At 55.4% G+C, this 11943-nt stretch carries 5 protein-coding genes; 1 reads left to right on the top strand and 4 read right to left on the bottom strand.

All coding sequences use genetic code 11. The features are described from left to right. Positions 1-8: 8 nt before the first annotated feature. The 3 genes from SFX18_19360 to SFX18_19350 all read right to left on the bottom strand — a co-directional run bounded on the left by SFX18_19360 (position 9) and on the right by SFX18_19350 (position 5937). On the bottom strand, positions 9-1679 hold the full coding sequence (locus tag SFX18_19360) for an AAA family ATPase (GenBank protein MDX1965313.1): 1671 nt from the start codon (positions 1677-1679) through the stop codon (positions 9-11). 104 nt (positions 1680-1783) lie between these two features. Then, positions 1784-3256, bottom strand: a complete 1473-nt coding sequence (locus SFX18_19355; protein MDX1965312.1) for a hypothetical protein — start codon at positions 3254-3256, stop codon at positions 1784-1786. A gap of 560 nt (positions 3257-3816) precedes the next feature. Further along, entirely contained in the window at positions 3817-5937 is a 2121-nt protein-coding gene (locus SFX18_19350; GenBank protein MDX1965311.1) for a hypothetical protein, read from the bottom strand. Positions 5938-6606: 669 nt separating this feature from the next. On the opposite strand from SFX18_19350, the gene SFX18_19345 reads away from it, so the two are divergent. Further along, positions 6607-7293 carry a redox-sensing transcriptional repressor Rex gene (locus tag SFX18_19345; protein MDX1965310.1) on the top strand — a complete coding sequence of 229 codons (687 nt, stop codon included), beginning with the start codon at positions 6607-6609 and terminating at the stop codon, positions 7291-7293. Between the two features lie 986 nt (positions 7294-8279). Here the strand turns inward: SFX18_19345 and SFX18_19340 are convergent. Next, the gene (locus SFX18_19340) at positions 8280-11459 is read right to left on the bottom strand and encodes a PEP-CTERM sorting domain-containing protein (GenBank protein ID MDX1965309.1); all 3180 of its coding nucleotides are present in this window, start codon (positions 11457-11459) and stop codon (positions 8280-8282) included. Positions 11460-11943: the final 484 nt, after the last annotated feature.

Below are 11943 nucleotides of genomic sequence, written 5' to 3'. Positions count from 1 at the left end.
TGAGGCCGTCATGATTGGCCGTTTCGCAGCCGGGCAAATAATTGTTTATAATCCTGCCTCCGCACCCGGGTGTGCGCTGGCTGGCGGGGATCATCCTCGATCACAATCAAATCGTCCTCAAAAGTCTGGATTTGCGAAGTGCCCAACCCCGACCCGCATTCGTGAATATGCGGGGGATGGACGGCTTCTGGCGGGATCGCGGTCGGCATGGGCAAGACCTGTCGCGAGGAGGGTTCCGTGGTATGAACCGTGACGGACAGGGGCGCTTGCAGTTGCAAGTGCCGCTCTAGGCCCTGGCTGATTTCCTGGCTTTGGCGATTATTCACGCGCGGCTTATCAGCCAGGATGGCCAGTGAATTTTGCAAAAACGGATCTAGGACAATTTCTTCCTCGAGGAAAGCTTCGGCAAAGGGATGCGCGGGGTGCGACATGTCGGCCTCCGGATCAGGCAGGGAACGGTAATACTCATTTTGCAGTTGTTGCACTTGCAGGTGCGCCCGCTCTAACTGGGTGAGGGCGTCCGTGGCTGATGCGGGGGCTGGGTCCTTCCCTGGCGCGTGCCAAGTGACGCGCGGGGGAGCGGTTCTCCGCGCGGCTGGTCCCGTGCCAGATATCAGTGGCTCGGTGGTGGAAAATTCCGTTTGCAGCGACTCTTCTTCCGGCGAATCGCCGTCAAATAGCCGCGGTGGATGAAAATCCTGGGAAACGTCATCAGGCAGGTGAAAATCGGAGGACTGGGACGGCAGGCTTAAGACTCCTTCATATTCATCCTCTGGCTGATTGGCGTCCCCAAATGCGTCGGACAATTCGCCAAACTCCACAAAGGCCGTTGCTTCGGCCCGGGTGGGCGCGGCCACGATTCCAATATTGTGCGGCGTGGGCAGTTGCTGATGTTCGGCCCAAGCCTCGGCGATGTCCTGCTTGGCCAGGGGCGCCCGGCCATTGGCAAACCCCAGCACCAACGCGTGGTCGCATAGCTGATTAATCAAGCGGGGAATACCCTCGGCGGCGGACTGGATCGCATCGAGGGCGTCGCTGGTGAATAAATGTTCGGGCACGCCGCCGGTGCGGTGAATTTGCGCACGGATATACTCGCGGCATTCCGACCGATTCCAGGCTTGCAAATAACACCGGGCCGTGACCCGCTGCTGCAATGCCTCTAGTTTGGGATTGGCAAACCGTTCTTCCAGCGAGGGACTCCCCGCCAGCAGGATCCGCACCTGATAATTCCCTTGCAGGACAAAATTTGACAACAGCCGCAGCTCCTCGAGCAACCTTAGCGGCAAGGTATGAGCCTCGTCAATCAACAACAACAAGGCCCGTTGTTGACGCGTCAAATGCTCCCACAACTCCAACCGCAAATCCCCCTCGTCCCTCGAAGCTACCGGCAATCGCAGCGCGAATAAAATCGCTTGCAACAGCGCGCGGCGGGTGCAGATTCTGCCCCCAGGCAGCAGGGCCACCTCATAGCGGTCCCCCAATTGCGCGGCCAACACCTGCAGTAATAGGCTCTTACCGGTTCCCGCCGGACCGATCAACAGCGCCACCCCCTCGGCCCGGTCCAGACAGCGCTCCAGCGTGTGCCGCGCCTGTTCCGCCGTACCTGTCGGAAAGTAGCTCTCGGCCAGCGGAGCGGCAACAAACGGATGTCCGCTTAATCCATAAAAATTGAAATACATAAGCCCGCGTCCTGGCAGTGCTGTCAGTTGGTTAGTTAATTTTGGATAAAGGTCCTCGCCCCGGGGATGTCAGCTAGATTCCCGGGCAACAACCTCTGTGGGGGCTACCCGGCGAACAAGTAATTCGCCACTTCTTGCCACCCCACCACCCAGGCAGTCAGCGGCGATTGTAAAAACTGCGTGCGAAACGCCCCATCCAACGCACACATGATTAGCGTGGCACAGGCCACACCCACGATCGTCCATTCACCGACGGACCGCAAGCGGGATTTGAGTCGGCTGTCGCCAGCTAACTCCTTGGATATCAAGACCGGCTCTGAAGGAATGCCAGGTGACACGGCGGGGGAAAATTTCCAATTGCAGGAAATAACCGCCTGCGGGGGCATGCCCAGGCTTTGGGCGATTCCGGCGGTGGTCAGGAGGGGACCGTCTACCATTGCTGGGATGTCGGATTTTGCCGGCAAATCCCGCGCAGCTTCGGCATCATGGCAAAAAAAGCATATACCGGCGCTTAACAGCAGGCAGCCCCCCGCCAACCAAACCGCGCTGCGCGCGTCAAACTGCCAGATTGCGGTTTGGGGGCGTTCAACGATACTTCGCCACTGACGCGCTGCGGCGATTTGACGCGATTGAGCCGCGGCGGCTTGTTGCTCTATATCCGCCAGCTTTTTTATTTCCGCCGATTCCAGGCTTTGCCCTATGAGGGCATTCGCCGACGCCAAGGATTCCTCCAAGGCGTTAACGGGGGATTGCAGTTTTTCCAAGGCGGCATTGATGGAGGTCAATTGAGCCAAGACCGATCCGAACTCGAACCGACCCGCGGTTGAGTTGGATTTCCCGGGGGAATTACTGGCAAGCTGCAAAAATTGGTTTTGTACGACAGTTACCGGGGACTTATCCGTGGAAGTTTTTACGCCCAACGCCAGGGTATTTTCCAGATTTTCAATGGCTAGCGCATGAGCCTGATTGAGGGGATGATCCGCGGGAAACTTTGCCCCGTGTATTTGCCGCCAGCTTCGCAATTTTTCCAACTGCTGCTCGATGGCGGTCCGATCAACGTGATTTTCGGACGTAAAAGACTGATCGGGGGAGTTGGCGGCATCCCCTGCGAGGGGGGTTGCGACATTTCGGGCCAGCACCGCCAGACTGGACTGCAATTCGGCCTGAGCCGCTGTTAATTCCGCGCGAAACGCTGGTAATAGTTGTTGCACTGCCCGTGTTTCCGGCGTGACGAGCGGGGCGCGCGTTAAGCGCTGCGCGATCTCCACGGGGACTGCTAAACTCTCACGCCATAATTTTTGTTCCGCTTCCCGCAACTGTTGTTGTTGGGCGGTAAGTTTCATAAGCTCGGAATGCGTCTGACGCGTGGCGGCAGCTTGCGTTTGTGCCAGGCGGAATTGCACCAAATTTGCGATCACCACCCCGATCAAAAACCAGGCCAAGGCCCCCACGAGCCAGACATACCCCCATTGACGCCAAAAACGAAGCCATACCGCGGACCTTTGCGACCCGTCCGCCGCCACAACAGCGTCGGAAAGCCACAGCGGAGCGGCGGATTGAGGAGGAGTTGCTGGCATAACGATAAGCAGATCGAGGTTTCGGCCTCTTCGTTATCGGTATCCCGCACAGGGTCATTGAGTGAATTTATAACGATTGCAGCGATTTTTCGGGCTAAAGCGTGTTTCGCAGTTTGAGAGGGAGCGATCGCCAGAAATGCCAGTTGTGCAGATACACTAAACCGCGCAAGTTATCAAAAGCGCATAAAAAAACCCCGGATTGATCCAACAGGGATCAACCCGGGGCCGATTTGACCAGACTCAACCCTTTCGCAATCCTTCGAAAGGCTGGCAAGCTCCGCAAAAATCGTTACTACGGACGGTTTGGCGAAGTACAAAATCGCCAGTAGTCGGCAGGCTGAATTTTCTGCGGATTTATGTGACCGGAACGGGTTTCAGAACCACGACCCCGGGTATTTGGATAGGAAACTTTTTTAACAATCGGGATCGGCGGCGGTGGCCGGCGATCTTTATGCGAGCGAAATCTGGCCTGGATGCTAGCGGTTGTCGTTGATCCGGGTCGCTCGAAACAGGCGGGTGTCCCGCTGGCGGTGAAGCCAGCGGGACGATCCCGGCCAATGTTAGTTACCGGCGCAGGTGGCCTCGGCGGCGCAACCGGGGTCGGCGGCACAGCTGGGATCAGCGGTGCAGTTGCAAGCGGGAGCCGGGCAGCAAACGCAGACCGGAACTTGCTTGCAGATCACTTTGGGAACACAACGCGTGACGGTGCAGGGGACTTGCTTGCAGACGCACTTGGCGACCTTGCAGGTGCGGGTTTCGCAAACCGGCTTGCACACGGTGCAGGCGACTTGCTTAACGCACTTTTCACAGGTCATGTGGCAAACCTTGTACTGCACTTCACAGGTCTTGGTTTCGCACACCATCCGGCAAGTTTTGTAGTTGCAGGTTTTGGTGCGGCATTCGGGAACCATGGTGCAGACCTGGTAGCTGCAGGTCTTGGTGCGGCATTCGGGCACCATTTTGCAGCAGGTATAGGTCTTCACGCATTCCTGGGGAACCATCTTGCACACTTTATAGCTGCAGGTCCGGGTGTGGCACTCGGGCACCATCTTGCAAGTGGTGTAGTTGCAAGTCTTGGTGCGGCATTCGGGAACCATTTTGCACACGGTATAGTTGCAGGTCTTGGTGTGGCATTCGGGGACCATCTTGCAGGTGGTGCAAGTCCGGACCTTTTGTTCCGCGACCATCTTGCAAACCTTGTAGCTGCAAGTTTTGACATGCTGTTCGGCCACCATTTTGCAGGTGGTGTAGGTGCAGGTCTTGGTGCGGCATTCGGGAACCATTTTGCACACGGTATAGCTGCAAGTCTTGGTCCGGCATTCCGGAACGCACTTGGTCACGCAGTAAGGCACCTTCTTGACGCACGTTTCGCATTCGTAACGGCAGCAATTGATGGTTTTGGTTTCACAGGTCGGCACCCAGACTTTCTTGCAGCATTTGACCGGCGGGCATTGCACTTGGACGGTGCAGCACTTACCGGGGCAATAAACGCATTTGCAAGTGCACGGATCCCACACCCAGCGTCCGGGTTCCTGGACGGTCTTGTTAATGACTCGGCCGGGAACTTCGTAGCTTTGGTTTTCCCAGTGGCCGCCGGCCACTTGGATTTCCTTGGTGTAATGGACGGGCTTGCGGACGGTGTAGGTGACTTCCCGTTCGCGTTGCTCGGTCACGCGGTTGTAAACCGTGTATTGAATTTCCTTGTTCACCGTTTCATACACTGGCTTGCACACCGTGTAATTGATCTGGCGGGTGTGGGTTTCGTACACGGGCTTGCAAACCGTATAAGGGACTTCCTTGGTCACGGTTTCATACACGGGCTTCATCACCGTGTAAGGGATCTCGCGGGTTTCGTACACGGGTTTCATTACCGTGTAGTTAATCTCGCGGGTGCGGGTCTCGTACACGGGCTTCATCACCGTGTAGGGGATTTCCTTGGTGTGCTGGGTGTACACCGGCTTCATGACCGTGTAGGGCACTTCCTTGGTCACGGTTTCGTACACGGGCTTCATCACCGTGTAGGGGATCTCGCGGGTGTCGTACACGGGGTTCATCACCGTGTAGTTGATCTCGCGGGTGCGGGTCTCGTACACGGGTTTCATCACCGTGTAGTTGATGGTCCGCGTGTGGTTTTCGTAGACCGGTTTCATCACCGTGTAGGGGATTTCCTTGGTCACGGTCTCATAAGTCGGCTTCATCACCGTGTACCGCGCCTCGCGGGTCTCGTACACGGGCTTCATCACCGTGTAGTTGACTTCGCGGGTCTTGGTTTCCCAAACCGGCTTCATCACCGTGTACTGGATTTCCTTGGTGTGGTTTTCCCACACGGGCGTGGAAACAGTATAGGTGTGCGTGCGGGTCTTGGTCTCCCACACCGGCTTGCGGACGGTGTATTCCACGTCCTTATAAACCGTTTCCGGGACATATTTGACCACGTTGTAGGTCTTGTCCTCGTAGACGGTCTCGTGCACGGTCTTGTACGTGGTGAACTGTTGCGGTTCATATACCGTTTCGCGCACAGTCTTCATCACGGTGTGGCATGGGCCACTGGTCCCGCTCTCCGTGCTTTGAGCGGAACAAAAGCGAAAGCTTGCCGCGCCGCAATAACCCGCGCGGGCAAGTTGGGCCGAAGAGAGGGCCATAACGGCCATCAGCAGCGGCGCCATAAACAGTCTTTTCATTGTCCTGCCTCCTTCTGGGACGGCTTCCGTAAGGGGAAAATAGGTCTGGTCTGACGAGCCCGACTCGCCTTAGCTGTCATCGGCCAGCAAAGACAACGCACATTAGCTGTCCTTCGCAATTTACGCAGTCTTGCCAATGACCACAGTCTTTGCAAAAATCCTATTTTTACTAATCGTCATTAATTTATGTAAGCTGTTATTCCTGCGCAATTTACGACTACTTTAACCACCCGTTGAGGCTAGCCACGTAACCACCTTAACGTCGGGGGAATTCTGAAGAGATAAACGGGTTATGCAGGTCGTAATGCTTGTATCGCGCGGCCAAAATGCCATGATTTTGATAGAATATTGTTTAATGATTTTGAAAAGGGCATACTTGACGCCCTTTAGATAAGTTTTTTTGGGATTTAATGTGTTAAGCCTTACACCAATGTAGCTCTCCCCGTCATGTCCCCGCGAATGCCCTCAGCCACGGTGGTTCGTGTTAAATGCGATACCTTTACCAGCAATTGTGGCTTCCCCTTGTGAAAAGATTCACATTTTTTTAGAGTACGATAGCATTAAAACAATTCCGCCTTTGGCAATTTTGCCCCTCCGTACCGCTTTTTCCCGTCTCACCTACAAATTCCGGGAATTTTCACAACCTTATTCTTCCCCATGGATGACGGTATGTCTGAAAATTCCGGCAAAACACCCCCTGACACGCCCGTGCCAAAGGCTGTCGCCAACCGGCTAAGCCTGTATCTGCGAGAATTGCAGCATCTCCTGCGGGATGGGTACGATACCACCAGTTCTAGCCAGTTGGGGACGCTGCTGGGCTTTACCGACGCCCAGGTGCGCAAGGATTTGGCCTATTTTGGGCATTTTGGCTATCCAGGGGTCGGGTACCGCTGCCAAGAGTTGGTGGACAATATCCGTCGGATCATGGGAACGGACCGGCAATGGCCGGTGGCGATGATCGGCACGGGAAACCTAGGCCGCGCGCTATTAGGCTACAAAGGCTTTAGCAGCCAAAATTTTCATATTGTGGCGGCGTTTGATGTCGATCCGGCCAAGGTGGGGGGCCAGATCGAAGGGATCCCCATTTATCATCTGGACGATCTGGCCAAACTGGTCGAGGAGCAAAAGATTAAACTGGGGATGATCATGGTCCCCGCCCCTGCCGCCCAGATGGTCGCGGATATCCTGGTGACGGCCGGTATCGAGGGAATCCTGAATTTTGCCCCAGTGACGCTAAATTTACCGGAAAAAGTACAATTGATTGGCGTGGATCTGGCGATCGAGCTCGAGCAATTGTGCTTTGCCGTGGCGGGCCGCAAGGCCAAGGAAAAGCTGGAAAGCGACGCCGAAATCTAATTGCTGGCTAATTTAATTCATAAAACTGGCTTTTGACCGAGGCTGGCGAACCAAGTCCTGCATCATAGTGTCCAAAAAGCGGATGCGGTTGAAATCGCCGCCGTGCTGTTGTTTGGCAAGTGGAAATTACCGAGTAAGCGTGCGATTTTTGGGCCAAATTCCACTGTTCCGCAACTGTCATACGTGCTAAATTACTTATAAGAATCACTACCCGGTGGTGTAACGGTAACACTAGAGATTTTGGCTCTCTCATTCATGGTTCGAATCCATGCCGGGTAGCTTGAACATTTGTATAGATTAGCATGCGCATAGTTTCTTATTCTACGGCTATGTTTCTTAGCGGTTAAATATGATCGATAATCTCAGGGATATGCTTAAACGACGTCCATTCACGCCGTTTACCGTGGTATTGTCTAGCGGGGATCGATAAGAAGTGCGGCACCCAGAGTTCGCATGGCTGGTCAAAGGTGGAATCTACATCGGCATTCCCCTGGCACATACCACTAAAGCAGATCCCCTCCCGGATCGCGCTGTGTATTGCTCCGCCCTGCACCTTGAGGGTGTGGAAGAAGCGGTCGAAGCAAAATAACTTTGAAGATTAATACTCTTTCTAGCTAAACGTAGCGCGGCTAGCAATTTATGAAGACACCCAGCATTCGTGAGTTATTTCCGCGTGACGCAACCGCTTCGCGGTAGATTCCCTCACCCCGGCCCTCTCCCAGAGGGAGAGGGAGTACCGCAACGCGGTTCTGGATCATAGCCCACGGGTTGGAGCGCAGCGAACAACCCTGGGAAAAGAACAAAACCAGTGAAATCCTACTCCAACGGAGTTGCGGAATCCTTTGGTAAATTGGGTAAAAGCCGCGCTATGATTACTTGCAATTAGTATTAACAGCCAATAAAAAAACAACCAGCTTTGCGGCTGGTTGTTTGCGTTTAACGGACTGGTCTATGACAGACAAGCCGCATTTGTTTATTGCTTGCCACTACGCGGCCAGCTTGCGGCGGCGCAGGCCAGCCACAGCCAACCCCGCCAGGCCCAGGCCCGCCAGCACAAAGGTGCTAGGTTCCGGGATAAAGTCCCCCGTACGGGTCCCCACTTGGCCCTGAATGCCATACCGGATCGTCAGATCCTGTAGCAGGAACGACTGGGAAACTCCCGGATCGATCAGCGTGCCAATGGCGTAACCATCCTGGATCAAAAAGGTATGACCCAGGGCGGTGTTCGAGGCAAAACCTTGTTGGCTAGGCGAGTTCTGGGTAAAACCCACACCCGTCGCGCCCAACCAACCGGCTTGGTTGATCTTCAGCAAACCCGACGCGCTTTCGATGATCAGCGATTTGTAAATTTCGCCCGGAGCACCATCCACGGTCAACAGACCGGTGATGGGGTTGTACACGACGGTCAACCGGTTATCGCCAAAGTCACCTTCGGTGGTGGCGTAGGTCGCGCCAAAGTTGTTCGTCTGTTCAAAGGCATCATTAAAATCGACCGCGCCATCATCAAAGAAGTCCCCTTGACGCCAAGTGGCTCCGGTGGCCAGACCGTAGTTATTGGTCAATTCAAAGGCGTCATTGAAATCGACATCGCTGTCAAAATCCAGGTCGCCCGGCAGGGCCAGACCAACCTTGACCGCGTCCACCACGCCCACACCACCCTGATTGCGGTTTTCATACAGGACGGAATACCGCCGACCCAGCGAATCAGGTCCAGGCAAGGACTTGGCGGCAAACGTGCCAACTAACGCGCCATTAGAGTCGCTATCGGCGTCGGCCACCAGGATATTCCAGGTATGAGCGCCGGTCGCGGGAGGAGTGCTGGCCGCGGAAACTTCAATCGTCCCGCCATTGAGTAGTACATCGCGATTGGCGTTGATGGTGGTGTGGCTGGCACTGGTAAATTCGGCGATCAGGCGACCTGTGCTGCCGACATTTCCTTCCACAACGACATCCTGGGTTGCAGTGACAAAGGCGGTATCTCCAGTGACCTTGAGAGTTCCTTGGCCGCGAAAGCCAATCCCCAAGTCGCGGGTGTTGATAATCGCCCCGCCGCTGACATTCAAGGCACCCGTCCCCAAGGCCCTATTACCGATGGAAATCCGCTCCGGCACATTGAGCACGCCGCCGCTGATATTGGCGGTGCCGGTCCCTTCGTCGCCGATTTCCATATCGCCAAACGCCAAAGTCAAGCCCCCCGCGGTCATGTTGAGCGTACCCGTGGCGGCCGCGCCGCCGGTGGTGCCAGCATCTTCATCACCGATGACGGTATAACCGGCACGCAGGATCACGCCGCCGTTGATGTTCAGCGTTCCGGTTCCGTTAGCGCCGATCAACAGGTCGTCACCCACGGCCAATTCCCCGCCATTCAAGTTGTACACGCCGACACTGCCCAGTTGGTTGCCAATGTGCAGGTCTTCGCTCCCTTGCAGTTCGATCCGCACCAAACCGCCGTCCTGGGTCAGTGTTCCCGTGCCGCTGTCCCCCACATACAGACGATTCCCCAGGTACAGTTCGCCAGCGGTCATCAGCACGGTGCCGCTGCCACTGGTTGTGCCAATGGAAAGATCACGCGCCATGGCGGCGTCGGTGCCGACATTGTCAAAGCTGATTTCCGCCGTGCCGTTGTTGCCGATGGTGGCGTTTTCGGTCAATACTGGACGGCCATTGGGGGACCAATTGCCAAAATCCTTGTAGTTGCCCGTTGCCACGTTCCATGTGAAACTTTGAGCCACAGGGGTCATGGGATTACTAAAGTCCACATAGGCAAAGTAGAAATCCGTGTCGGTCAGGGGGAAAGTTCCGCCAGTAACGGGATTGGTACCCGCGATCCCTTCCCGAGCCTGGATCACAAACTTGCCGGTGCCGCTGTTGTATTCATACGACAGGAAGGAGCGATCAGCCAGGCCACCGGGGTTGCCATTGCCATCGGCATTGGACAGGATCAGCATCCCGTCGCTGCCGGTTTCGCCGGTGACTTCCAACTCGTAGACGCCCGCGGCCGTCCGAGTCAACGTAAAGCTCCCCGCCGCTTCGCCGGCAAACGCATTTCCGGTGGAGCCATCGATCCGTCCACCCACCAAATTATTGGCGTCATAGGGGATATACAAGTAACCGAAATCGGAATCGTTGCCAGCAATCGGGGCCAAAGTCGCGCCTGTTGTGTCAAAGTTGCCGTCATTCCGGATGGCCACATTCCAACCACCCGTGGTGTTGGGGGTGGCGGCGGCGATTTCCAGATTGCTGTCGTCATCCAACTGGGTCACAAACAGCATCCCGTCGCTATTCGACCGGCCCGTCCCCAAATTGACAACCGCGCGACCATCATCGTAGGCGGAAGTGCCGGGATTCAACTGCCAGGTTACATTGGGTGCGGCGTTAAAGGAGTCCGACAGCACCTTTGGGCTGGCAGAGCGAATTCCCGCCGAGGGGGAGAGATAATTCACCTCGCCGGCAGGCCCGATGTTGCTGCCATCCACAAAACCACCAATCCAACCCTGGCTATAAGGGAAAAACGCAGCAGCGACGTTCATGCTTCCTTCCTGGGCCGGTGCTCCGGCAATCCCAATCACCAAGTCGCTCGCGCCATTCCCACCGTTGCCATAATTGCCGGTGAGCATGTTATAGGACGTACCTTGGGCGAATTGGGCGTTAAAGCTAGCGGTGCCATAGACTGTTCCCACCGGAGTTCCCGGAGTCGAGGGAATCGTGTCCAAGTTGTCGCGGCCATTGACCCGGACAGTGGCAATGGGAAAGCCAGCAGCGTGATTGACGCGCCAGCCATGGGTGGTCGGACCAGTAGAGGGGGCAAAGTTGTTCGCAGCCGGATCCGGTGGCAGGGGTGGATTGGAATTGACGCTGGTATCCGCAGGGCCGATCACCAACGCAAAGTCACCTTGGTTATGTCGGGTATCGGTCCATTTGTATGGCCCAAAATCGGTTGGCACCACGGAAAGATTGTTTTGATTTGTTGTGTTGTAAACCGAGCCTGGGACCGGGGCAATTTCCAAATTGACGCCACTCAGGCGGAATGGCCAAGCACCCGGAGCAGATTCGCCCGCAGGAACGTTAACGGCCGGGGGCATAAACTGGGCGTGGACCGTGCTTGCGCCAAGGGCAACGAGACTGACGCTGGCCGCAAGGGCCAAGCGAAGCGAACGACGACTCATGAGCGACTCCCCTTAAAAAAAGTACAAACTGACTCGCCCAAAAAAAGTAAACTGGGCGAGATTTAGGAACTGCACAAAAATTGCCAGTACCCCACTTGTGTTAGAGGAAGAAGAGATTTAGGTCAATGAATTGGAGCGGCGCAAAATGAACTTCATCGATTTCTATTCTAGCCAAAATAATTGCCCAACTTTGTAAGGATTTTGCTAGCGTGGTGTTTGAATGAGTAGCGAATTTCCGTGAGTTAACTTGACTTCAACTCGTGATTTTCTGCGGTTTAGCGCAGCATTTTGGATTGTTGTCTTTCCATACTTCCGGTATGGAATTGCTGCGAGCGCCTATAAAAATCTCTGTTTCCGCTTGTATGGTATTCTTTTCCTTGACCTCGCCTCCCCTTTGACAATTCCCCCCCGTGCGCGGCAGACTACAGCTACCTTCACCGGTAAACCATTCCCAACTTTCCCTGTTTCACGTGGCACCCCCGAT

The sequence above is a fragment of the Pirellulales bacterium genome, from assembly GCA_033762255.1.
Lineage (GTDB): Bacteria > Planctomycetota > Planctomycetia > Pirellulales > JALHPA01 > JANRLT01.
The sequence above is the reverse complement of the archived record's forward strand: the minus strand, read 5'-3'. Positions and strand labels throughout refer to the sequence as shown.

Coding starts and splice junctions, on each gene's coding strand:
- SFX18_19355 (MDX1965312.1), bottom strand. CDS start 3,256: ATGCCAGCAACTCCTCCTCAATCCGCCGCTCCGCTGTGGCTTTCCGAC.
- SFX18_19345 (MDX1965310.1), top strand. CDS start 6,607: ATGTCTGAAAATTCCGGCAAAACACCCCCTGACACGCCCGTGCCAAAG.
- SFX18_19360 (MDX1965313.1), bottom strand. CDS start 1,679: ATGTATTTCAATTTTTATGGATTAAGCGGACATCCGTTTGTTGCCGCT.
- SFX18_19340 (MDX1965309.1), bottom strand. CDS start 11,459: ATGAGTCGTCGTTCGCTTCGCTTGGCCCTTGCGGCCAGCGTCAGTCTC.
- SFX18_19350 (MDX1965311.1), bottom strand. CDS start 5,937: ATGAAAAGACTGTTTATGGCGCCGCTGCTGATGGCCGTTATGGCCCTC.